This is a genomic window from Pontibacter mangrovi, assembly GCF_006385705.1.
GTDB classification, from domain to species: Bacteria; Bacteroidota; Bacteroidia; order Cytophagales; family Hymenobacteraceae; genus Pontibacter; species Pontibacter mangrovi.
Genome location: NZ_VFRQ01000007.1, coordinates 126137 through 150232 on the forward strand (window position 1 = coordinate 126137; position 24096 = coordinate 150232).

Consider the following 24096-nt stretch of genomic DNA (forward strand, 5'->3'; position numbering starts at 1 on the left):
GTAGAAAAAACATCTCTTGGAACGGACTTGGGTGGCTAATGCGCGGGTTGATTAGGTATCAGCACTATACTTACTCCGCAGCCTCTCCCCCACTTTTGCGGGAGCCGCGGTATAATTCATACTTCAACAGGCGGCAATCGATGGAGCCGTTGTAGAGCGGCACGCGGCGGGAGGTGCGCAGCCCCACGTTTTTGGCCGCTTCCAGGTTGCCCGTAAATACAAAGGCATCGTAGCCCTGGTAGTTGTTCTTGAGCGTGTCCCCGATATTTTTGTAAAGCAGGTTAATATCATCTGACTGGATTCGCTCGTTGTACGGCGGGTTCATCACCACCACACCATGGCCCTCCGGCGCATGTGTTTCAAAAAAGTTAGCCTGCTGCACCTGGATATAGTTCTGAAGCCCCGCGTTCTCGATGTTGTTCAAGGCAGCGTCTATGTAGTCGGCGTCCAGGTCGTAGCCGACGATCTGCGCCTGCGGTGTGCGCTTTTCTTTGGCTTCGGCTGTGTTCCATACCATCTCAAACAGCGGCTCGCTATAGTCTTTCCATTTCTCAAAGCCGTACGGGTCGCGGCGGAACAGGCCGGGTGCGATGTTCTGCGCCATCAGGGCGGCTTCTATCAAAAAGGTACCGGAGCCGCACATCGGGTCAATGAAGGGCGACTTTTTATCCCAGCCGGACAGGGCAATGATGCCGGCGGCCAACACTTCGTTCAGCGGTGCCACGTTGGTTTGCAGGCGGTACCCGCGGCGGTGCAAGGACTCGCCGGAGGAGTCTAAGGAGAGCGTAACCAGATTATCGTGCATGTGCAGGTTGATGCGCACATCCGGTCGGATACGGTCCACGGAAGGACGTTCGCCTGTTTTCTTCCTGAACTGGTCCACGATGGCGTCTTTGGTGAGCTGGGCCACATACAGCGAGTGCTCAAAGGTAGAGTGGCTCACCACAGCATCAATGGCAAAGGTCATGTCCAGGTCCATCAGCTCTGACCAATCGGTTTTCTGCACCTGCTCGTACAGGTTCTTCTCGTCGCGGGCTTTAAACTGGCGGATGGGCTTCAGTATGCGGATGGCGGTGCGGCACCACAGGTTGGCCTCGTAAAGCTGGCGTAGGTTACCGGAGCAGGTCACGGCGCGGTTTCCTGCCTTTACAAACTCCATGTCCAGGTCGCGCAGCTCCTGGGCCAGTACCTCCTCCAAGCCGGCAAGCGTGGTGGCAATAATGTTAAAATTCTCGTTTGGTGCTTTCTTCGCCATACTTCATACTTTTATCCAGCTGCAAAGATAGCGCTAAGATTTAAGAGTTATGAATTTAGAATTATGAGCTCTGGTACTTAAGGTAATCCGGTCAATGAAGATTTAGATCCTGCGTTACACTATCTACGGCAGCTCTCGCAACATCATCAACTAAGAGCTCATCGTTTTTTACTCTTAACTACTAAAGTTATCTTTACGGCAAATTACCCGCTTATGAAACTGCAGACCGATTTCCCTTTAAAACCATACAATACCTTTGGCATAGATGTTAAAGCCAGGCTCTTTGCCCGCTTCGACTCTGTAGAAGAGCTACAGGAACTACTGCAGTTGCCCGAGCTAAAGCAAGAGCAGAAGCTTATACTTGGCGGCGGCAGCAATTTGCTGTTCACCAAGGATTTTGAGGGTGTGGTGCTGCAGAATGGCGTTAAAGGCATTGAAAAGGTAGCCGAGGACGAGGAGCATGTCTACTTGAAAGCCGGCGGCGGCGAAGTATGGCATGAGTTTGTACTTCATACTTTGTCTGAGAATCTAGGAGGCGTGGAGAATCTTTCGCTGATACCGGGTACTGTGGGCGCTGCCCCGCTGCAGAACATCGGAGCCTATGGCGTGGAGTTAAAAGACGTTTTTCACGAGCTGGAGGCGGTAAACCTGGAAACAGGTGAGGTGCGGGTGTTTGATAACGAAGCCTGCCGGTTTGGCTATCGCGAGAGCGTGTTCAAAAATGAGCTGAAGGGCCAGTACATCGTCACCCACGTCACGTTCAGGCTGCACAAAAAGCACAAGCTAAACACATCCTACGGGGCTATAAAATCTACCTTAGAGGAAATGCAGGTGCAGGCGCCAAGCATACAGCATGTCAGCGCCGCCGTGTGCCACATCCGCCAAAGCAAGCTGCCCGACCCGAAGCAGATCGGCAACGCCGGCAGCTTTTTCAAGAACCCGGAGATTCCGCTGGAGCAGTTTGAGGAGCTGCAGAAAAAATATCCTGAAATGCCCTCCTACCCTGTTTCAGAAACTACCGTGAAGGTGCCGGCCGGCTGGCTGATTGAGCAGTGCGGCTGGAAAGGCAAAGTACTCGGCAACTATGGCGTGCACAAGAACCAGGCGCTCGTGCTGGTAAACTATGGCGGCGCCAAAGGCCATGACATCCAGCAGCTTGCTCATAACATTATACAAACAGTAGAAGACAAATTCGGGATAAGGCTGAGTGCAGAGGTAAACATCATGTAAGAATGGATCGGTTGTGGGTAAAAATATAGTGCTCCGGAAGTATAACCATTTGTAGAATCCTGCGCTATATCCTCTATACATAAACTTCTGTATGACCACCTAAACGAATTCTTATGCTTCTTAGAAATTACATACTATACCTGGCCCTGCTATTAACTGCCGGCATGCTTGTTTCCTGTGACGATGATGACGATGAGCCTGCAGAACCATCCAAAACAGAAACACTGACAGCCAGCCCGTGGCAGGGCGATAAAGTGCTGCTAAACGGCATAGACGTGGCTGCCATACCGGGCGTGGGCGACAATGCAGACGTTTTCGAAACACTGCGCCTCACCTTCCACGAAGACAACACCTACCTTGCCGAGTTTCAGGCCAACGGCCAGGAGCAGACCATGGAAGGCGACTGGTCTTTTAACGCAGACGAAACGGCCATAAACGTGGACATGTTTGGCGAGATGCAGCTGGAGAGGCTCACGGAAAACAACCTGGATGTCAGCATGACGCTCAGCAACCAAAATATGATCCTGATCGGGCAGATTATTGGCATTACGCCGCAGCAGATAGAGGCCTACACGAACGGCGACCCGGTAGAAACAGAAATGCGTTTTACCAGATAGCAAAACACCAATACAAGTATAACCCCTCTGCCGGGCTTTCTGGCAGAGGGGTTATACTTTATACTGAGCTTGTCAAGCGTCCTTCTCTATCTCGTGCGTCTCCACTTTCACGGCGTTATCCTCGGGCCGGATCCCGTTGTCGCGCATTCTGGAGTATACCTGCGTAAACTCCGCCCCCAGCAGAAAGATAACCGAGGCATAGTATACCCACACCAGTATCAGCACCAATGAGCCTGCCGCGCCATAAGTATCGGCCAGCGGGTCGTGTTGGAAGTAAATGTTGAGGATAAACTTGCCCAGCACAAAAAGCACCGCCGTTACGGTAGCACCCACCCATACATTAGGCCACCGAATTTTGGCATCCGGCAGCACTTTAAAAATAGCAGCAAAGATGATAATACCGACAAGTATGGAGATAACCGCATTACCCGCCGTGATAAGGTAAACGGCGATCCCGGAGAACTCCTCCCGCAGAAAATCGCTGATCAGTCCCATCACCACATCCACCGAGAGCGAGACCAGCAGCAGAAAGCCTAAACTTACCACCATGGCCAGCGAGAGAACGCGCTCAACCACCAGTTTAACCCAGCCGCGCTCCGGCTTTGCCCGTACTTCCCACATGGCATTCAAAGAGTCCTGGAGCGCCACAAACACAGTGGTTGCCGAAAAAATCATGGTAGAGACACCGATAATGGTCCCCACCGTAGAACTGGCCGACTGATCTGCGTGCTCGATTATGTTCTGGATCTGCTGGGCGCCGCTGCGGCCCACGATGCCGCCTATCTGCCGGGCCAACTCACCCTGAACCGCCTCCTCGCCGAATACGATTCCGGCAATGCGCAGCGTGATAATTAGCACTGCAGGCAGCGAGAAAATAGTATAAAACCCGATAATAGCCGCCCAATCCAGAGGCCGGTCGTTGCCAAACTCTTTAAAGGTGCGCTTGATAAGGGTCCAGCTAAGTGTTAGTTTTTTGTTCATGTGTTTATACCTTTCCAGAGCATTGATGCAGGTTGGAAACAGGTATACCTACGGCGAACAGTGGCTTGTTGATATAAGTTATTCTGTACTAGCCTGCTATTTGCTGCAACTTCATTCTTTTCAAAATACGCTCCCTTTCCTCAACTGAGAGACAGAGGTTCTCCGCTATTTGGGTAGATGTTATTTTGTTGTTGAGATAGTAATGTAAAAATACATCCTCAACCTCTTTCAACTCACAGGCACATAACTTTTGAAACTTTGTTTTGACTATTCGCCCATCTAGTAGATTGATGGTTGCTGTATTATCAACACCTTGAGATAGTATGTTTTCGAAATAGTTACTAAAGCTTCTGTGACTTTTTTCTGCACCCAACCAATCGTTTCCTTCAATCACAATGTGGCTGATATCTTTTAAAAGGTAGGTGTCCTTGTCAACTGCAATAGAGTCTTTATCGAAAACGAGGTCTCCTTCAAGCTTACCTTTTAAGGGCCTATACTTGTTTACAACCAGTACACTGCAAATGATGCGATAGAAAAATGGAAGCAAAGTAGCATATAGCAAATACTTGTAAATAGGATGGAAGTCTGGTACATGCAACAAAAACTTTAAGACCAGAATGGACATCACAATACCGGCTATATAAATATAGCTTACAGATGTTGTTGTCCAGGAAAAAGAGTCAGGCTTGAAAATTGTGAATTTCTTCATGGCACCTCATTCTTTATACTTTCAACCTTAGGCTATACTACCCTATCCTTCCACCTCCAGCCGTGCCAGGTAATTTCCGGCTTCGCCTTCCAGCAGCAGCTCAAATGTAAAGCCGTGTTTTACAGCATAATCCTCCAGTATGGACGGATCAATGAAGAGCCAGTTAAACCACCCGCTCTCCTGATCTTTATACTTCATGTTATACTTTACCTCGCCATAATAGCCAGCATTCAGGTCCAGCAGCACAGAGCCGTCTTCCTCCTCATACATGTACAGAATATCAGACGACTCCAGCAGAATTTGCCCGCCAGGCTTCAGGAGCGCTTTTGCGTGCTCCAGGAAACGGTCCAGCCCCTCCAGTGTGCCGGCTATCCCGATGCCGTTCATCAGCATCAGCAGCGTATCGAATGAGGCGTCCTTTAAATCGAAGATATCCTTGTGCGACACCTGCCTCACCCCCTGCCGTTGCATGGCTTCCACGGCGCCAGCAGAAATATCGAGGGCGGTAACCTGCTGCCCCCGCTTCTGCAGCGCCAGTGTATGGCACCCGGACCCGGCTCCTATATCCAACACTGCGCCCCTGCAGGCAGCAAGCGCCTCCGTCTCCAGCTCGGGCATCTCCTCTTCGCTCCGGAATAGGTAATACACCGGGATCACGTCATCTTCTGTCAGGTTGCTTTCAACGGTTATCTCCGCCTCTTCTTCGCCAGCGAGGTAGTCGAGCAGGGCAGTTCCTATCGGGTCGTTTTTCATGGGATCGCATATATTGGGGAGAATTTGGGTCAGGAGGTGGGATGCTCCTGTTGCCTTATCTGCCCAGCAGGTTTATAGATAGTGCAAAGGTACGCCATTTTATACTTCGTCCGTTAAAATTAACCTTTAGATGAGCGGGCGGTGGCTTTTGAAAAAAGTAAACCTAATGCCGGACCAGGCAAGTATAAATAGCATCAACAACAGCTAAAACCAAATGACAGGAAGCCATATAGGCGTTGATTTCAGCGAGAAGCTATCAGGCAACACGGCGGTGGCGATGGAGGAAGACGGGCAGCTACGGGTGTGGCAGTGCGAGCGAAAGGCCGACGCCGACGCCTGGCTGCTGAAGCTGATCCGGGAGAAAAGGCCGAAAGCCGTGTTTATAGATGCGCCGCTAACGCTGCCCAAAGTATACACCGACCAAGCCGCCGCCTCTCCTGAGGCCGACTTTTTCTTCCGGAAAGCCGACCGGGAGGTGCAGGCCATGTCGCCTATGTTTTTAGGAGGGATGACGGCACGCGCCATGAAACTGCGCACGCAGCTGGCCGCCGAGGGTGTGGCAGTGTTGGAAACCTACCCGAGCCAGGCTTGCCGGTTCCTGCTGCCGCAACTCTCCGGCTATAAAAAGGGCCTGGAAGGGATAGACGCTTACGCCCATGCGCTACAGGAGGTAAGCCATGTTAAGCTGCAGCAAATGCCCACCAACTGGCACCAGGTGGATGCCATACTCTGCTGGCTTTCAGGAAAAAGGCATCTAAACGGAAAATCTGTACTTTACGGCGATGCAACCGAAGGCCGCATCATCGTTTAGTTCTCATCAGTAGCGTCTGCCGCTGTTTCCAGGGTATGGAACTCCATCTGCAGCGCTTTGATCTTCACCTCCGTATCGGTTGGTATTTTACTGGCGTCGAGTTCGTTTTTGCGCGTGTTTAGCTTCTCCATCACCTGTTTTGCCATCTCCCAATCCTGGTCATCCCAGGTGCCTCTCTGCTGCCGCACGTTTTCCAGTAGCGTGATGTATGCCTCGCGCACGTTCTCTTCGTTAATGCTGTCGTAGTTGGCCCAATTGCCCAGCAGGTTTCCCTCCCACTCGCCCAGCGCCGGGGCTTCGTTTGCGCGCCGGTATTCCTCGTCAGCATTCTGAAACTCCGCTTTCAGGTTTTTATAATCTTGCTTCAGCTCCTCTGAGAAATTTTCTGACTTCTGGTCCAGCTCCTGCGTGCGCGTTTTAAAATCGGCTCTGGCGCGCTCCCAGTCTTCCTCGGTACGATCTGCCACGTTAGCGGTAGCGTTGCTAACCCAGTTTCTGAAATCTGCCAGCTCATCCTCTACCTGTTGCTCCTTGGTGGCGGAACAGCTGGCAAGCACCAACATAAAAGATAAGGTGAAGTAAGGCAGTAATTTAGTTAGTCTGTTCATAGTAAGTGTTCGTTTTGATCCATTCATTTTTCCTACACATACGGCTTATCTCCTGATTAAGATATTACAGCTCAAGCACTAACAAAGTAGGATTTAAAGAAGCGCATGCGGCCAAAACTCGCACATCTTCAAGGCTCAGCTTATCGCTAGTTAAAACATGTTAAGCAAAACACCGTAAGGATAATAAAGCAAAAGTCATATTTTAAATAGACATAAGTATATCTTCGCTTATATATTCAGATACAGGCATTGCTCCGGATGGAGCCACAATTGCAATAGCTTATACTTCGAGTATGCATTTTTAAGGCACAAGTGAAGTATAAGCTATTTACTTTTCTGCCTCAAACACCAGGTAAGTACTTGCCGGGGCAAACTGACGCAGTACCAGCTTATCCTCGCTGAGTTCCCACACTTCCCACCGCGGCAGCATCACGCTCATAATCGACCTGCCATCTACCTCCCGCGTTTGCATGCTGATGTAGCCTTTGCCCGTGTCCAGCTCCCAGCGGCCCTCCTCTACCACCTCTGCCCCATTCACATTATTTGGTGTACTGTTTAGCCGCACCAGTTTATAGTAGCCATTCTTCATAAAGGTCAGGCGTAAGCTTTCCTGTGGATATGCCGGCTCCTTTTGCCCCTCATGAGCATAGAGCTTTTCCTGCAGCACCCACGTTTTAGAAAGTATGGCGATTGAATCCCGCTGTTGCATTTCAAAAAACGTATTGTTTCCCCTGAACATTGGGGCAGGATCTGCAGTAAGAGTCAGAAGTATAAACAGCGTGGAAAACATAAACCTACACGTTAAATCCTAATCGATACAACTTACATCCTATCTATATATACTATCAAAACCTGCTAAAAGATTTTATGGAAAGCACCCACACCCTGCAGAAAGGCTTTATGCAAGAGGCCGTAAACTTGTCTTACAATAAAATGATGGAAGGCTACGGAGGGCCTTTCGGGGCTGTGATCGTGCGAAACGGCACCGTGATTGCCCGTGGCTACAATAAAGTGCTGCACACCCACGACCCAACGGCCCACGCCGAGGTAGAGGCTATCCGTGCTGCCTCCCAGGTATTGGGCACCCACGATCTGTCGGACTGTGAGATCTACGCCAGTTCCGAGCCCTGCCCCATGTGTTTGGGCGCCATTTACTGGGCCAGGATAAAAAAGATTTACTACGGCAACCCGCACCAGGAGGCGGCACGCATCGGCTTTGATGACTCTTTTATATATGAGGAACTAAAGAAGCCCGCAGCGCAGCGGCGCATTCCGATGGAGCAACTATTGCCGGAGAAAGCCATTAAGGCCTTTGAAGCATGGGAAAAGAAATCCGACAAGCAAGCTTATTAGAGAGGTAGAGAGGTAGAGAGGTAGAGAGGTAGAGAGGTAGAGAGGTAGAGAGGTAAGGTATACTTGATTTGGAAGTATAAAAAATCCGCTGGCCATACTTTTAAGGGTATAACCAGCGGATTTTTATTTTATGCCTGGCTGTTAAGGGCCAGGTCTGATCTGAGACTAGCGCTGCTTCATCATGTTGGCCAGGTTGCCCAGGCCGCCGCGTTTGCCGGCCATCTTGTTCATCGAGCGCATCATTTTGCGCATGTCGTTGAACTGCTTCATCAGGTTGTTTACCTGCGTCACGTCGGTACCGCTGCCTTTGGCAATACGGGCACGGCGGCTGCCGCTGATCATGTCCGGGTTCTCGCGCTCCTGCTTCGTCATGGATTTAATGATGGCCTCGATTGGCTTGAAGGCGTTCTCGTCGATCTCCACATCCTTCAGGGCCTTGCCTACGCCCGGTATCATCCCAACCAGGTCTTTAATATCACCCATCTTCTTGATCTGCTCCAGCTGCGTCAGGAAGTCGTCGAAGTTGAACTGGTTCTTGCGGATCTTCTTGTTGATGCGCTTCGCCTCGTCCTCGTCGAAGGCCTGCTGCGCGCGCTCCACCAGGGAGATCACGTCGCCCATGCCCAGGATACGCTGCGCCATACGATCCGGGTAGAACAGGTCCAGCGCCTCCATCTTCTCACCGGTAGAGATAAACTTGATCGGCTTCTCCACCACGGCACGGATAGAAAGGGCCGCACCACCACGCGAGTCACCGTCGAGCTTCGTCAGCACCACGCCGTCGAAGTTGATGCGCTCGTTAAAGGTCTTGGCTGTGTTCACCGCATCCTGGCCCGTCATGGAGTCTACCACGAACAGGGTCTCGGTTGGGTTGATGGCCTTTTTGATCTCGGCTATCTCTTTCATCATCGCCTCATCCACGGCCAAACGACCGGCAGTATCGATGATGACTACTTTCTTGTGCGTTTTCTTGGCGTGCTCAATCGCGTTCAAGGCAATCTGCACCGGGTTTTTGTTCTCCGGCTCGGTATAAGCCTCAACGCCCACCTGCTCGGCCAGCACCTGCAGCTGGTTTATCGCCGCCGGACGGTACACGTCGCAGGCAGCCACCATTACGCTGCGGCCTTGCTTTTTAATATAATTGGCCAGCTTGCCCGTAAAGGTTGTTTTACCAGAACCCTGCAGACCAGAAATGAGGATGATCGCCGGCTCGCCTTTCAGGTTGATGTCCTGCTTCTCGCCGCCCATCAGCTCGGTCAGCTCCTCGTGCATGATCTTCACCATCAGCTGGCCCGGAGACACAGCGATAAGTACATCACGGCCAAGAGCCTTCTCTTTGATGTTGTCGGTGACAGTTTTGGCAACTTTATAGTTTACATCGGCATCCACAAGGGCGCGGCGCACCTCTTTAATAGTGGCAGCTACGTTGATCTCGGTAATGCTTCCCTGGCCTTTCAGCGTTTTAAAGGCACGGTCTAACTTGTTACTTAAATTATCGAACATGTTCTTTTCTGGATTTACCTACAAAAATACGGAATATCAGCAAAACTTACTACTTAAATGTACGGCAGCGGCGCGAGAGGTTATCCTTACTACAAAAGTATAAATACAACAGCAGCCTTCATGGCGCGTAAAGCCAATATCGGAATGTTTTATTCCCTATATTTGAGAACAATTGCATAGTACCGAAAGCTTTGAAAGAAACTGACCAAACCGATATACTTTACATCTCCTACTACTGGCCACCATCGGGCGGACCGGGCGTGCAGCGTGGGCTAAAATTCTGCAAATACCTGCCCCAGTTCGGCGTTTGCCCCACCGTGCTCACCGTAGACGAGAAGCAGGCCTCCTACCCTCTTCTGGACGAAACCTTTGCCCAGGAAGTTCCCGAGGGGCTGCAGGTATACCGCACCGCCACCTCAGAGCCTTTTGAGTACTACAAGAAATTATCAGGCAAAAAAGAGATTCCCTACAGCGGCTTCGCTAACCAGCAGTCCAAGGACACGCTGGTAGACAAGCTGTTTAAGTTCGTGCGCGGCAATCTTTTTATACCCGATGCCCGCGTGGGCTGGAACAAGCATGCGATACGCAAGGCCAATGAATTGTTGCAGGGCGGCAAGTATAAAGCCATCGTGACCACTAGTCCGCCGCACTCTACGCAGCTTATCGGCCTGAAGCTGAAGCAAAAGTATAACCTGCCCTGGGTAGCCGACCTGCGCGACCCCTGGACGAACATCCACTACTACGACCAATTGCTGCACACGCCCATTGCCAAGCGGCTGGACGAGAAGTATGAGCGGCAGGTGCTGGAGCAGGCCGATGCCGTTATTGTAACGAGCGAGGACACCAAGCGCCTTTTCCTGAACAAGCCGGCAAGTATAGACGCACGCAAAATCCACGTAATCCCGAATGGTTACGACGCGCAGGACTTTGTGTACCAGAGCCATCCCCCGAAAGACGAGTTCCTGATCACCTACACCGGCACTATCACCGAGCACTATAACATTGATGTGTTCCTGAAGGTGCTGGCACACATGCTTTCGATGCACAGCGACATAAATTACAAACTGCGTTTTGTGGGGAAGGTGTCGGAGGGCATGAAAAAGCGGATCGAGAAGGCCGGTGTGCTGGGCATAACAGAGTTTATACCTTACGTGCCGCACCAGGAGGCCATCAAGTACATGATGGAGAGCACCGTGCTCTTCCTGGCCATCGCCGATGTGGAGAACGTGTACGCCAACGTGCCGGGCAAGCTGTTCGAATACCTGGCTTCCAACAAGCCCATCATCGCGCTCGGTCCGGTGCACTCCGACATGGACCACATCATAGATGAGTGCGGGGCAGGCCGCCTGTTCCACTACACCGCCTACGATCTGATGGTAGACCACTTAAATCAATGGAGCAAAGCCTGGAAGATCAATCCGAACCTGGACCTGCCTTATATCAACCACTCCCGCTTCTCACGAGAGGCGCTGACGGAGGAACTGGCGAAGGTGATCATGAATCTGGTGCGGCAGTAGCTCGGGTTTTATACTTCCTGAAAGAAATAGGTATAGTTTTATACTTGCCCCGCCACGCGCTGGTACATCTTATGCAAAGGCAACTTCATAGATTAAAATGGTCTCACACTTTATACCTGCATGATTAATGAAGAATGAAAAAATGAGTTCTTTCACATTCTTCATTGGGCTGATGTTACCCGCTTTGTTGATGGCGTTAATCATTGCTGTAGGATTTTTCACGTTTAAAAAGTCAAATCCGGATGACTCGCTCAAGTACATTTATATGCTTGGTGGTATAGAAGTAATCACACCTTTAGCTTTAGTTACTATTTACTTTAAACAAAGAGAAGTTGAAAATGGAAAAGCAAAAGGCTACTTGTACTCCTCTTATTTTTGGATATTGTCTTTACTGATGATGATTTGGTTTTTCTGGGTTCGATAGGTTTATCTCATCTGGACCAACCAAAACTAAAGAAGAAAACCGCTTGCCAACAGATTTCATTCTTTGATATGCTATACTGCGTGCTTTGGCTGCACCAACAAGCCAAAATGGCACCCTATGTATAAGTTTGAAATCGTAGACCTTTCTGCCTTATTGGTTCTCCTTGATTGTTATTTATACTTTATAAATGCCCCAAACTCCAGCGTTAGAAATCGTAGCTTAATCTGCGGATTAATATCTCCGGCAGCTTGAATCTTTTGAAATTTGGACTTTAAAATTACCCTTATTTCAGAACATGAATACCCTTTCCTATAGCCATGGCGTCAGCACCACTCCCTTGCGCGGCGAAACCATTGGCCAGAGCCTGAGAAGCACCGTGGAGAAGTATGGCGACCGCGAAGCGCTGGTGATGGTGTCGCAGCACTACCGGGCTACTTACAGTGAGTTTTGGGAACAGGTGGAGCAGGTGGCCAAGAGTTTGCTGGCATTAAACATAAAGCGCGGCGACCGCGTGGGCATCTGGTCGCCGAACCGTTACGAGTGGGTGTTGGTGCAGTTCGCCACGGCGCGTGTAGGCGCCATATTGGTGACCATCAACCCCGGCTACAAAACCAACGACCTGCAGTACGCCCTGCGCCAGAGCCGGATAAATCTACTTATCGCCGCCCCCAATTTCCGGAAAACGAACTATGTGGAGGTGCTGGAGGAGATCCGCCCCACCTGCGATTTTCCGGAGCAAACGGTAATCTTGGACCGCGACTGGGAAGCTTTCCTAAAAGCCGGTGAAAGTATAACTACCGCAGAACTGGAGGCACGGGAACAGACGCTGCAGTTCGACGACCCGATCAACATACAGTATACTTCCGGCACCACTGGCTACCCCAAAGGCGCCACGCTCTCGCACCACAACATCCTGAACAACGGCTTCTTTATCGGCGAGATCTTAAAATATACCGAGCAGGACCGCGTGTGCATTCCGGTGCCTTTTTACCATTGCTTCGGCATGGTAATCGGCAACCTGGCCTGTATTACCCACGGTTCCTGCATGGTGATACCGGGCGAGTTTTTTGAACCGGAGCAGGTGATGCAGACGGTTCAGGCAGAAAAATGCACCTCCCTTTACGGCGTGCCCACCATGTTCATCGCCGAGCTCGATCACCCGAACTTCCACAAGTATGATTTCTCCTCGCTGCGAACCGGAGTGATGGCGGGCTCCAACTGTCCAGTGGAAACCATGAAAAAAGTGCAGCAAAAGATGAACATGCAGGAAGTAACGGTATGCTACGGCATGACGGAAACAAGCCCTGTCTCACTCCAAAGCCGCACCGATGATCCCCTGGAAAAGCGCGTATCCACTGTTGGCACTGTGCATCCGCACCTGGAGGTGAAGATCGTGGATCCGGAAACAGGTCAGGTGGTGGCGCGCGGTAAGAAAGGCGAGCTCTGCACCCGAGGCTACTCCGTGATGCTGGGTTACTGGGATATGCCCGAGGCCACGGCCAAGGCCATCCACAACGGCTGGATGCACACTGGAGACCTGGCCGTGATGGACGAGCAAGGCTACGTGCAGATCGTAGGGCGCATCAAAGACCTTATTATCCGGGGTGGCGAGAACATTGCCCCGCGCGAGGTGGAGGAGTTCCTGATGACGCATGAAGCCATCGTGGATGTGCAGGTGATCGGGGTGCCGGACCAAAAGTATGGCGAACAGGTAATGGCCTGGGTAAAGCTGAAAGAAGGCGCTACGGCCACACCGGAGCACATCGAGGCCTTCTGCAAAGGCAGGATCGCCACCGTCAAAATTCCCAGGTACTGGAAATTCGTGGAGGAGTTCCCAATGACCGTCACCGGAAAGATCCGGAAAGTGGAGATGCGGGAGCTATCCACCAAAGAATTGGGTTTGGCAGTATCTAAGCAAGTATAAAGTTTCACAACCGAAGGCGGCCTCTACAAAGGCCGCTTTCTTTTTATAGTATGATCACCTTGGTTCGCCCGTGCAGCCTTCCGGTAAAAATAAGTATCTTGCAGCAGGATTGGGTGACCATTTTGCACCCATAGTATAAAGCAAAAACGCAGCATGGCATTAGACCTTAACAACAAGGCTATACTGGTAACGGGCGGTACAGGCTCGTTCGGAAAGAAATTCGTGGAGATGGTGTATGCCCGCTTCCCGAACGTGAGAAGAGTGGTGATTTACTCGCGCGATGAACTCAAGCAGTTTGAGATGTCGCAGGTTTTCCCGCACAGCAAGTATAACTCCATCCGCTATTTTATTGGGGATGTGCGCGACGGCGACCGCTTCAAACGTGCCTGCGAGGGAATCGACATCATCGTGCATGCCGCCGCCCTGAAGCAGGTACCTGCCGCTGAGTATAACCCCATGGAGTGCATTAAAACCAACGTGCTCGGCGCCGAAAACGTGATCAATGCCGCCCTGGATTGTGGCGTAAAGGATGTGGTGGCGCTTTCCACTGATAAGGCCGCTGCGCCGATCAACCTCTATGGTGCCACCAAATTATGTTCCGATAAGCTATTTGTGGCGGCCAATAACATGCGCGGCAAGCGCGACATCCGCTTCTCGGTGGTGCGCTACGGCAACGTGATCGGCTCCCGGGGCTCTGTGGTGCCCTTCTTCCTGAAAAAGCGTGCCGACGGCGTACTGCCCATCACCCACCCCGACATGACCCGCTTTAACATCTCCCTGGAAGAGGGTGTGGAGCTGGTTTTCCATGCGCTGGAGCATCACTGGGGCGGCGAGATCTTCGTGCCGAAAATCCCATCCTACCGCATTACAGATGTGGCAGAGGCCATTGGCCCGAACTGCGAGCAGGAGATCGTGGGTATTCGCCCGGGCGAGAAGCTGCACGAGGAGATGATCACCGAAACAGACTCGCTGAACACGGTGGAGCTGGATAAATATTATGTGATTCTGCCCTCTACCCCGATATGGAGCACCGAAAAATTTCTGGAAGCGCACAAAGGCAAAATGGTAGAACTGGGCTTCAAGTACAACTCCGGTACCAACACCGACTGGCTCTCCGTAGAACAACTACGCGAGCAGATACGCCAGCACGTAGACCCAAATTTTAATGTATAATTACTAATGATGAATGACTAATAAGGTATCAGCCATCCCGAAGAGGAATTGATCGTTAGTCACTATTCATTATTCATTAAACCTCATGACTCAGAACCCAGAACTCAGAACTCACCAAAAGCCCATTCCTTACGGCCGCCAGTACATCACCGAGGACGACATTCAGGCGGTGGTGGAAACGCTGCAGTCTGATTATCTGACGCAGGGGCCGAAGGTGGCGCAGTTCGAGGAGGCCTTTGCTAAGTATGTGGGTGCGAAATACGCCGTGGCCTGCGCCAACGGCACGGCCGCCCTGCACCTGTGCACGCTGGCTTTGGGCGTGGGCGAGCAGAGCCGGGTGATCACCACCCCCATTACCTTCGTGGCCTCGGCCAACTGCGTGCGCTACTGCGGCGGCACCGTCGAGTTCTGTGACATCGACCCCGCCACGGCCCTGCTGGACGTGGAGAAGGTACGCCAACTGGTGGAGAGCAAGCCCAAAGGCTACTACAGCGGCATCATCCCCGTGGACTTCGCCGGCAACCCGGTGAACCTGGAGGCGTTCCGGCAGCTGGCCGACGAGCACGGCCTGTGGCTCATCGAGGATGCGGCCCACTCCCCCGGCGGCTCTTTTATCGACAGCCAAGGGGAGAAGCAGCGCTGCGGCAACGGCCGCTACGCTGACCTTTCGATCTTCTCCTTCCACCCCGTCAAGCACATTGCCACCGGCGAGGGCGGCATGGTCACCACCAACGACGAGGCGCTGTACCAAAAGCTTTTGCTCTACCGCACCCACGGCATCACCCGCGACCCTGAATTGCTGGAGGAGAACCACGGCGGCTGGTACATGGAGATGCAGGAATTGGGCTACAACTACCGCATCCCCGATATGCTCTGCGCCCTGGGCCTCTCCCAACTGCAGCGCGCCGAGGCCGGCCTGGCCCGCCGCCGCGGCATCGCCAAGGTATACGACCGCGCTTTTTCAAGTGTGGTAGGCATCCAGACGCTGAAGACAACCCCTGCCGCGATGCACGAAGAGGAGACGGGCCACGCCTACCACCTCTACGTCATCCGCGTCGAGGACCGCAAGGGGCTGTACGATTACCTCCGGGAGCACAAAATCTTGGCGCAGGTGCACTACATCCCCGCCCACACCATGCCCTACTACCGCGGCCTGGGCTACAGGGAGGGCGACTTCCCGGCGGCGGAGCACTACTATGAAGAATGCCTGAGCCTGCCGATGTACCCCTCGCTGACGCAGGAGGAACAGAAGTTTGTGATTGAGAAGGTAATTGAGTTCGTGCAGCGGTGAGAAGCCTGGCCATCATACCCGCCCGCGGGGGCAGCAAGCGCATCCCCAGGAAGAACATAAAGGACTTCCTGGGCAAGCCTATTATCACCTACTCCATTGAGGCAGCTGTAAAGTCGGGGCTTTTTGAGGAGGTGATGGTCTCCACGGATGATGAGGAAATAGCGAAGGTCGCTTTAGAGTGTGGCGCAAAGGTGCCTTTTAGGAGGAGTGTAGAGGCTTCGGATGACCTGGCCACCACGGCACAGGTGCTGGAGGAGGTGCTGGAGAAGTATGCAGCGCAAGGAAAGCATTTTGACACCGCCTGCTGCCTCTACCCCACCGCGCCCTTCGTGACTGCGGAGATGCTAATACAAAGCCACAGCAAGCTTTTGGAAGGAAACTATGACACGGTGTTCCCGGTGCTGCGCTTCTCCTACCCGATCTGGCGCAGCCTCAAAGTAGAGGACGGCAGGGCCGTGATGAACTGGCCCGAGCACCTTCAGAGCCGCTCGCAGGACCTGCCAGCCGCCTTCCACGACGCTGGGCAGTTCTATTGGCTCAGGGTAGATAGGTTTCTGGAGGACAGGAAGCTGTTCACCGCTAACTCCGGCGTGGTGGAGGTCTCCGAGCTGCAGGCGCAGGACATTGACAGCGAGACGGACTGGAAACTGGCTGAACTGAAGTATAAACTGCTACACAACCTTGCTTAAACCTAACAAAGACATAAACCTAATAAAACCGAGCATCCTTTTCCGCGCCGACGGCAACAGCCGCATCGGGCTGGGGCACGTGGTGCGCTCGCTGGCGCTGGCGCAGATGCTGCAGGAGGAGTTCCACTGCGTCTTCGCCATACAGGAGCCGGAGGAGTCTCTGGAGAGGCAGCTGCGCGAGGTGTGCGACGAGGTGATCTATCTGCCGGAGCGGGAGGTGAGCGGGCAAGAGACAGAGTACCTGGCAGCGCAGGTGCTGCGGCCAACCGACGTGGTGGTGCTCGACGGCTACCGCTTCGACACGGCCTACCAGCAAAGGATAAAAGCAAAAGGCTGCGTCCTAGTATGCATCGACGATATCCACGCCTATGCCTTTGTGGCCGATGCCGTGATTAATTTTGCGGGCGGCATAACGAAAGAAACGTATAAAACCGCCCCCTACACCAAACTCCTGCTGGGCCCGCAGTACGCGCTGCTGCGTCCGCCATTCCTAAAAGCTGCCAGGCAAGAGCGTACTCTGCCACAAGGCGAACTGCGCCTGCTGCTGAACCTGGGCGGAGCGGACCCGGAGAACCACACGTTGCGGCTGGCAAAGGAGCTGTCGGAGCTAGAAAGCATACCTGCCGTTGAGATCGTGGTGGGCGGGGCATACAAGCACCTGCCCGAGCTGCAGGACTGGCTACGGGGAAAGAAGCACCTACGGCTGCACCGCAACCTGGGCGCCGGGGCAATGTGCCGGCTCATGCACTCATGCGCCCTTTCCCTCACCTCCGCCAGCGGCGTGGCCTACGAGTATGCCGCCGTGGGCGGTTTGCTCTTCGTGCTGCAGACGGCCGATAACCAGGCAGGGCTTTACAGCTTTCTGACAAGCACTGGCTTGGCCCGAAAGTATGAGGGGCCGCAAAGCATGGTACTGGCAAGTATAGCTACGGATTTCAGACAGCAGGTACAGGTGCAGCGGCAGAACTTCGACGGCAGTAGCGACGAGCGGCTGCGGGAGGAGTTCCGCAGACTCAGCCTTGCCGCCAGCCTTACGCTCAGAAATGCCACGGCCGAGGACGTGCTGCTGGTCTACGGCTGGAACAATGACCCCGAGGTGCGGCGGCACTCCTTCAACCCGGAGCCCATCCCTCTGGCCAACCACCAGGCCTGGTTTAAGGCTAGGTTAACAGATAAGAACACACCGATCTACATCGTGGAAGCTGCGGGCGAGCCCGCGGCGCAGATACGCTTTACCCTCTCGGACGGCAAGGCCACCATCGGCTACCTCATCGCCAGGGAGTTCCGGGGCGTGGGCCTCGGGCACGTGGTGCTGCAGAAAGGCGTTGAGAGATTTAAAAAGGATTACCCTGGCGAAAGCATGGTGGAGGGGCTGGTACAGCGGGACAATGCCGCCTCTGTCAGGGCCTTCGAAAAAGCCGGCTTTACCTACGGTGAGCCGAACCCGGCGCACCCGGAAGCCTTCCGCTTCGTGCTGGGGCTGTAAAAACAAAGTATAAAACTGCAGAGAACATGATCAACGATATCAATATTGCCGGCCGCCTGGTCGGCCCAAACCACAGGCCCTTCATCATTGCTGAGATGTCGGGCAACCACAACCAGTCGCTGGAGCGGGCGCTGCAGATCGTGGATGCCGCCGCCGACGCGGGCGCGGACGCTATCAAGCTGCAGACCTACACGGCCGACACCATGACCCTGCCGGGAGCGCTCACGATCGAAGACGAGAACTCACTGTGGAAGGGCCGGGAGCTGTATGACCTCTACAAGGAGGCCTACACCCCTTGGGAGTGGCACCAGCCGATCTTCAACAGGGCCCGGGAGCGCGGTATGATCGCCTTCTCCTCTCCTTTCGATGAGACTGCCGTGGATTTCTTGGAGGAGCTGGGGGCACCGGTCTACAAGATCGCCTCCTTTGAGAACACCGACCACCCGCTCTTGCGCCGGGTGGCCGCCACGGGCAAGCCCGTGATTATGAGCACCGGCGCGGCCACCGTGCAGGAGGTGGCCGAAGGGGTGCAGGTGCTGCGTGATGCCGGCTGCCGGGAGCTTATACTTTTAAAGTGCACCTCCACTTACCCGGCCACGCCGGAGAACACCAACCTTGTGACCATCCCGCACATGCGCGAGCTGTACGGCGTGCAGGTGGGCCTCTCGGACCATACCATGGGCGTGGGCGCCGCGGTGGCCGCCGTGGCCCTGGGCGCTACCGTGATCGAGAAGCACTTCACGCTGCGCCGAGCCGACGGCGGCGTGGACTCGGCCTTCTCGCTGGAGCCCGAGGAGCTGCGGATGCTGGTGGTAGAGTCGGAAAGGGCGTGGCTGGCGATGGGGCGGGTGCAGTATGGGGTGCAGCGGGCCGAGGAGAAGAGCCGCCTGTTCAAGCGCTCGGTCTACGCGGCCAAAGACATCAAGGCCGGTGAGGCGCTGACCAAGGAGAACATCCGCGTCATCCGCCCAGGCCTGGGACTGGCGCCCAAGCACTACGACACGCTACTGGGCAAAACGGCCAAACAAGACATCAAGGCAGGAACACCGCTGAACTGGGACCTGGTGTAGACAATGAGAAAATGGTATAAGCTTTACAGCAACATACTTTACCTGCACTTTTCGGAGGCTTTTCTGCAGCTCCCGGAGAGTGCCAAGAATGCCGTATCCCCCAAAAACCCGCTGCTGCGCCTGGGCAAAGTGGCGGGTTATACTTTCCTGCGCCTGATTGGCAACCTATTCAAGTCGGTAAAACATGAGGAGAAACTCCAGGCGAAAATATGGCTGTATGTAGTGAGCCAGAATAATTATGACAGCCTAAAGTTTATAGCGGAGGAGCTGCATGATGCTGTTTTCGTGGCGGGCCAGAGCAAAGAGATCGGCAAGTATAACCGGGTAGTTGAGCGGTTGTCGCTGCGGCGCAAACTGCTCTACTACTATAAGTTTCTCCCGCTGCTGCTGCAGTTCCTGAAGTATAAAACAGCCAGCACCATCCGTTTTTTTGATGTGCTGTTCGATGCTGTTGGGTTCTATGAAGTGTACCTGCGCAAGCTGCAGAAGTATAAACCGAAGGCCATTGTCTTCGCAAACGACCATAACGCCGATGCCCGGGCCATGCTACTGGCAGCTAAAAGTATGGGCATCAAAACGATTTACATACAGCATGCTAGCGTGAGCCCCATGTTTCCGCCGCTGGCGTACGACCTGAACCTGCTGGAGGGCCAGGATGCGCTGGATAAGTATAAACTTTGCGGTCCGGTAACAGGGCAGGTAGAATTAATTGGCATGCCCAAAGCGGATGCATTTGTGCCGTTCCGAAATCAAAATAAAACGATTCAAACCATAGGTATTGGCTGCAATCTGATGGATGATGTGGCGGAAATCGAGAAGCTGTTGACACAGCTGACGACAGCTTTACCCTCGCTAAGCCTCATCCTCCGCCCCCACCCCCGCGATACCCGCAACTTCAGCAAGCTGCAAAGTATAAGTCCGCAGATCAGCCTCTCCGACAGCCGAACGGTAGCTACGTTTGATTACCTCCGCCAGATCGATGTGCAGGTCAGCGGAAACTCCGGCATTCACCTGGAGGCGGTGCTGCTCAACGTCTGGTCTATGTTTTATGACTTCAACCCGAAGCACAAGCTGGAGGATTATTACGGTTTTGTGAAGCACGGCCTTGTTGAAGCTGTGTCAGGTCCGGAAGAACTGATTGGTTTGTTGCAGACCCATCTCTCGAATAAGCCTGATGTAACTGGCAGAGCAAAGTATTACAATGCCACTGTAGGCACAGCGTATGATGGCAAAAGCGGCACATTGGCACTAAAGCAGATTGCTGAATTTCTTAAACATTGATATATTGCTATCTCTAAGTTTACGACTGCAGCACAACCGCCTATGAACATACTATTACTCCCACTCAGTTTTCTATTTCTTCTTCTTTTTATTGATCATAATTCACAAGCGCAAGGTCCTGGAAATGCGCTGCAACTTGATGGTATGAATGATGTTGTCGGGTTCAGCACTGATAACAGAGGCATTACAAATCAGCTTACTGTAGAGGCCTGGATTAAAACAAACTCCATGGGCCATAATCATATCATCTCTAAGTATGACCGTGATGCAGAGAACGGTTTTCAGCTGTTGATACAAAATGGCAAAGCATGCTTAGCGGGCAGAGACGGATCTGGAAACTATAGAACATCAGGGTACTCCAACACCATTGTAGCGGATGATAACTGGCATCACCTTGCAGGTGTGGTGCAAAATGGCACCTGGACCCTGTATGTAGATGGCGTTCTGGAGCAACAAAATAAAACGGGGTATACAAATACTGTCCTAAACAGTAATGAAAACCTACTGATAGGAAACTACTACTATGTGTTTCTAGGGAATCATTTTTACAGAGGCCAGGTAGATGAAGTAAAGCTGTGGAAAAGAGCCTTATCTGCTGCCGAAATCAGGCAAAATATGTGCAAAACAGTTCCTGCAAGCATCCCTGATTTAGTAGGGTACTTTAAGCTGGACAGTTTTGGAGATGGCATCATCAAAGACTACAGCAACTCGAGAATCGATGGTGTACTGCAAAATACCTCGCCATAGACTGCGGCTGTCAAATCGGGTGCCCCTATAGGCGACAGAAGCGTGTACAGGTATACCTCTAACTGGGATACTTCGCTGGAGATGATAACCGAAAAAGTAAATTTCTCGGTTGTGAATGTTGATCCTGCTATACAAGGTTTCCATCTTTATACTATCGCCTCCCCGCCCAAACAAACCAATGGAATAAACAAGCCTCAGGAGGTAAAAGAATATTTTGGTCTTTTCAAGGTTGGAGACCCGGATAAAAAGTATAAGGTGCACTACAAAGACTATGCTTTGCAGTGTGGAGGTAACCTATATCGCAGGCAAGATAATACGGATTCCAATTGGGAACAGGTAGCGGACACTGTCTCTTCGCCTCTTATGTTTTATACATCCTCAGCCAACTATGGAGAGTTTGCAGCTACTTCCCAGTCTCCGGAGCCTATTACTGTTGCAGGCCCTGCTGAAATTTGTGCCGGATCAACCGCAACGTTAAGTGTATCCAACAGTGGTAACGGGCAAATTCTGTGGAGTACTGGTGAGACCTCGGCAAGTATAACTGTTAGTGAAGGAGGCAGCTATGAAGTAACTGTCACAGAAGGCAACTGCGTGCGAAGCGGCTTTATTAACGTACAGGAGTCTTCTCCCATAACATTTAGTTTAGGAGAAGATCTTAAGCTTTGTAGTGGCCAAACCGCAACACTCTCCGCTCCCTCAGGTATGGCTTCCTACAAATGGAGCACAGGTGCAACCTCACAGCAGTTAACTGTTTCTGAAGAAGGCACTTATTGGGTGGAAGTGAGCACCACTGCCGGCTGCACGTCCCGGGATGAGGTTAACGTGTCGGTTACGCAGGAGCCAGTTCTAGATCTTCCAACGGAGGTTGCAACCTGCTATGGTGAAGAGGTGCTGCTAGATGCTACCACAGAAGGGGCAACCTACAGTTGGAGCAACGGTAAAACAACCCCCAGCGTCACCGTCACAACCCCGGGGGTATACACTGTCAATATAGCCCTGAACAACTGTACTTTCACCAGAGAAGTGCTGGTTTCCAGCGACGAATGCCCGCTCATTCCCAACATCATCACCCCGAACAGCGACGGCAAAAACGATACGTTTGTGGTGCAGGGAGTTGAGAAAAATACGCTGGAGCTGAAAATTTTTAACCGCTGGGGAAAATCTATCTACCAGTCCGACCGTTATGACAACGGCTGGTCGGCTGCTGAGGTACCGACTGGCGTGTATTATTATCAGTTAACCAGCAGCCGCACCCAAAAAGTGTACAAAGGCTGGCTCGAAGTCATAAAATAAGCATTTTGTACATTTACGATTACACCTTACAGCACTTCCTCCTCCTCTACCCCAAGGCAAAAAATCTTAGGTTTAACTATGGCACCGGCGGAGATGCCAAAGTCACCGTAAAAAAGTATAGCGGCAGCTTTTTTGAGAAGAAGCGCCCGCGCCCGCAGCAGGTGTTCTGGAAAGAGTGGCGCGGCGAGAAACTGCCTTTCTTTTTTGAGGAGGATGACCAGCAAGAGCTCATTACCTATCATCCGGACGGCACGGCAAGTATAAACTACGACATCATCGCCTCCGCCTTTTACCTGCTAAGCGGCTGGCAGGAGTACTATGGCCCCGAGCGCGACCGCTTCCACCGCTATACCTACAAAGCCAGCGTGCAGGCCAGATACAGCTTCGTCACGAAACCGGTGGTGAACTATTATTTTGAGATGCTGCGCGAGGTGGTGGAGCGGGTGTATGGCGAGAACCTGCAGCACGACCACTGGGGCAACAACTCGATGGCCACCTGCCTCACCTGTGATGTGGACCGCCTGCACAGTGCCTGGCGCGTGGCGGGCAAGCAGCTGCTCTTCCATGCCAAAGCGTGGGACCTGACAAAAGTGCTGCTGCAGAAAGCCGTTGGGAACGACGCCTGGAACAACCTGCCAGAGGTAATGGCCACCGCCGAGAAGTATGGCGCCAAGGCTACTTTTTTCTTCCTGCCGAGCAACCAGCGCTACAACGGCCACCTAAACGCCGACCACGACCTGACGAAGCTGAAGTACCAGAACCTGATGCAGAAAATCTCGGAGCGGGGGCATGAGGTAGCGCTGCACGGCAGCTTCGGCACGGCCAACGATTTGGTGCAGCTCAAGTCGGACCGGGGCAAGCTGGCGCAGCAGGCGCAGGGCAACCGCTTCCATTACCTTTGCTACCAGCCCGAAACCACGCCGCAGGTACTGCAGCAAAGCAACCTTAGCTACGACAGCACCCTGGGCTTTTCAGAACATATCGGTTTCCGTAACTCCTACTGCCACCCCTTTTTCCCTTTCGACTTCCAGAACCGGCGAGCGCACAGCTACATTGAATTGCCGCTGATGCTGATGGACGCCTCGCTTTATGATGTGAATTTCATGCACCTGAAGCCGCAGGAGGCGCTGGAGAAAGTGCTGCCGATGCTGCAGGAGGTGCAAAAGTTTAACGGCCTCTTCACGCTGCTATGGCACAACGAAAACTACTCCAAGTATAACGAGTACCCGGTGCCCAAAGGTGAACCCGGCTGGCGCGAGGTGCTGGAGAAAATACTGCAGCAACTAAAGTCTGCTGGATCCGTGTTTCATACTTGTGCCGAGGCAGCGGCTATAGCAAAAGGCGCCCCCCCCGGAATAATAACCAACGACAAGTAAGCCAG

General features: G+C 52.8%; 23 protein-coding genes. 16 read left to right on the forward strand and 7 right to left on the reverse strand.

Annotated elements, in window-relative coordinates; all coding sequences use genetic code 11:
- Positions 1-70 precede the first annotated feature (70 nt).
- Positions 71-1255 (reverse strand): THUMP domain-containing class I SAM-dependent RNA methyltransferase, encoded by a 1185-nt coding sequence (locus FJM65_RS14030; protein ID WP_140622175.1) that lies wholly within the window; start codon positions 1253-1255, stop codon positions 71-73.
- A gap of 213 nt (positions 1256-1468) precedes the next feature.
- Between FJM65_RS14030 and murB the strand changes: the two genes are divergently transcribed.
- The gene (gene murB / locus FJM65_RS14035) at positions 1469-2485 is read left to right on the forward strand and encodes a UDP-N-acetylmuramate dehydrogenase (protein ID WP_140622176.1); all 1017 of its coding nucleotides are present in this window, start codon (positions 1469-1471) and stop codon (positions 2483-2485) included.
- Positions 2486-2598: 113 nt separating this feature from the next.
- On the forward strand, positions 2599-3102 hold the full coding sequence (locus FJM65_RS14040; RefSeq protein WP_140622177.1) for a hypothetical protein: 504 nt from the start codon (positions 2599-2601) through the stop codon (positions 3100-3102).
- Between the two features lie 72 nt (positions 3103-3174).
- Here the strand turns inward: FJM65_RS14040 and FJM65_RS14045 are convergent, their stop codons facing one another.
- The 3 genes from FJM65_RS14045 to FJM65_RS14055 all read right to left on the reverse strand — a co-directional run bounded on the left by FJM65_RS14045 (position 3175) and on the right by FJM65_RS14055 (position 5545).
- Positions 3175-4083: a YihY/virulence factor BrkB family protein gene (locus FJM65_RS14045; RefSeq protein ID WP_140622178.1), complete on the reverse strand. Its 909-nt coding sequence runs from the start codon at positions 4081-4083 to the stop codon at positions 3175-3177.
- Positions 4084-4171: 88 nt separating this feature from the next.
- Positions 4172-4792 carry a hypothetical protein gene (locus tag FJM65_RS14050; protein WP_140622179.1) on the reverse strand — a complete coding sequence of 207 codons (621 nt, stop codon included), beginning with the start codon at positions 4790-4792 and terminating at the stop codon, positions 4172-4174.
- A gap of 42 nt (positions 4793-4834) precedes the next feature.
- Positions 4835-5545 (reverse strand): class I SAM-dependent methyltransferase, encoded by a 711-nt coding sequence (locus tag FJM65_RS14055; RefSeq protein WP_140622180.1) that lies wholly within the window; start codon positions 5543-5545, stop codon positions 4835-4837.
- A gap of 214 nt (positions 5546-5759) precedes the next feature.
- Between FJM65_RS14055 and FJM65_RS14060 the strand changes: the two genes are divergently transcribed.
- Complete coding sequence (locus tag FJM65_RS14060; RefSeq protein WP_140622181.1) at positions 5760-6356, forward strand: DUF429 domain-containing protein; 597 nt, start codon at positions 5760-5762, stop codon at positions 6354-6356.
- On the opposite strand, the gene FJM65_RS14065 is transcribed toward FJM65_RS14060, so the two are convergent.
- Together FJM65_RS14065 and FJM65_RS14070 are read right to left on the reverse strand one after the other, a co-directional pair.
- Positions 6353-6964 (reverse strand): hypothetical protein, encoded by a 612-nt coding sequence (locus FJM65_RS14065; RefSeq protein WP_140622182.1) that lies wholly within the window; start codon positions 6962-6964, stop codon positions 6353-6355. The genes FJM65_RS14060 and FJM65_RS14065 overlap by 4 nt on opposite strands.
- A 328-nt stretch (positions 6965-7292) precedes the next feature.
- Complete coding sequence (locus FJM65_RS14070) at positions 7293-7754, reverse strand: hypothetical protein (protein WP_140622183.1); 462 nt, start codon at positions 7752-7754, stop codon at positions 7293-7295.
- Between the two features lie 77 nt (positions 7755-7831).
- Between FJM65_RS14070 and FJM65_RS14075 the strand changes: the two genes are divergently transcribed.
- Positions 7832-8317, forward strand: coding sequence for a nucleoside deaminase (locus FJM65_RS14075; protein ID WP_140622184.1), 486 nt, complete (start codon positions 7832-7834; stop codon positions 8315-8317).
- Between the two features lie 165 nt (positions 8318-8482).
- Here FJM65_RS14075 and ffh read toward each other — a convergent pair whose 3' ends face one another.
- Positions 8483-9820, reverse strand: a complete 1338-nt coding sequence (gene ffh, locus FJM65_RS14080) for a signal recognition particle protein (RefSeq protein WP_140622185.1) — start codon at positions 9818-9820, stop codon at positions 8483-8485.
- Between the two features lie 191 nt (positions 9821-10011).
- Here ffh and FJM65_RS14085 point away from each other — a divergent pair, with 191 nt between their 5' ends.
- The 12 genes from FJM65_RS14085 (at position 10012) to FJM65_RS14140 (ending at position 24091) form a co-directional block, all read left to right on the forward strand.
- A complete protein-coding gene (locus FJM65_RS14085) occupies positions 10012-11337 on the forward strand; it encodes a glycosyltransferase family 4 protein (RefSeq protein WP_140622186.1) in 1326 nt (441 codons plus the stop codon).
- A gap of 127 nt (positions 11338-11464) precedes the next feature.
- On the forward strand, positions 11465-11761 hold the full coding sequence (locus tag FJM65_RS14090) for a hypothetical protein (protein ID WP_140622187.1): 297 nt from the start codon (positions 11465-11467) through the stop codon (positions 11759-11761).
- A 295-nt stretch (positions 11762-12056) separates the two neighbouring features.
- A complete protein-coding gene (locus tag FJM65_RS14095; protein ID WP_140622188.1) occupies positions 12057-13685 on the forward strand; it encodes an AMP-binding protein in 1629 nt (542 codons plus the stop codon).
- A 153-nt stretch (positions 13686-13838) separates the two neighbouring features.
- Positions 13839-14858: a UDP-N-acetylglucosamine 4,6-dehydratase (inverting) gene (pseB, locus tag FJM65_RS14100; RefSeq protein ID WP_140622189.1), complete on the forward strand. Its 1020-nt coding sequence runs from the start codon at positions 13839-13841 to the stop codon at positions 14856-14858.
- Between the two features lie 85 nt (positions 14859-14943).
- Positions 14944-16149 (forward strand): UDP-4-amino-4,6-dideoxy-N-acetyl-beta-L-altrosamine transaminase, encoded by a 1206-nt coding sequence (gene pseC, locus FJM65_RS14105; protein ID WP_140622190.1) that lies wholly within the window; start codon positions 14944-14946, stop codon positions 16147-16149.
- The gene (gene pseF, locus FJM65_RS14110; protein WP_140622191.1) at positions 16146-16838 is read left to right on the forward strand and encodes a pseudaminic acid cytidylyltransferase; all 693 of its coding nucleotides are present in this window, start codon (positions 16146-16148) and stop codon (positions 16836-16838) included. Before pseC ends, pseF begins: the two co-directional genes overlap by 4 nt.
- On the forward strand, positions 16831-18324 hold the full coding sequence (pseG, locus tag FJM65_RS14115; RefSeq protein ID WP_239022963.1) for a UDP-2,4-diacetamido-2,4,6-trideoxy-beta-L-altropyranose hydrolase: 1494 nt from the start codon (positions 16831-16833) through the stop codon (positions 18322-18324). The genes pseF and pseG overlap by 8 nt, the downstream gene beginning before the upstream one ends.
- A gap of 26 nt (positions 18325-18350) precedes the next feature.
- Positions 18351-19394, forward strand: coding sequence for a pseudaminic acid synthase (pseI, locus tag FJM65_RS14120; protein ID WP_140622192.1), 1044 nt, complete (start codon positions 18351-18353; stop codon positions 19392-19394).
- Positions 19395-19397: 3 nt separating this feature from the next.
- Complete coding sequence (locus FJM65_RS14125; protein WP_140622193.1) at positions 19398-20675, forward strand: hypothetical protein; 1278 nt, start codon at positions 19398-19400, stop codon at positions 20673-20675.
- A 42-nt stretch (positions 20676-20717) separates the two neighbouring features.
- Positions 20718-21422 (forward strand): LamG domain-containing protein, encoded by a 705-nt coding sequence (locus FJM65_RS14130; protein ID WP_140622194.1) that lies wholly within the window; start codon positions 20718-20720, stop codon positions 21420-21422.
- Positions 21423-21503: 81 nt separating this feature from the next.
- The gene (locus tag FJM65_RS14135) at positions 21504-22715 is read left to right on the forward strand and encodes a gliding motility-associated C-terminal domain-containing protein (protein ID WP_140622195.1); all 1212 of its coding nucleotides are present in this window, start codon (positions 21504-21506) and stop codon (positions 22713-22715) included.
- Between the two features lie 5 nt (positions 22716-22720).
- Positions 22721-24091, forward strand: coding sequence for a polysaccharide deacetylase family protein (locus FJM65_RS14140; RefSeq protein ID WP_140622196.1), 1371 nt, complete (start codon positions 22721-22723; stop codon positions 24089-24091).
- Positions 24092-24096 lie beyond the last annotated feature (5 nt).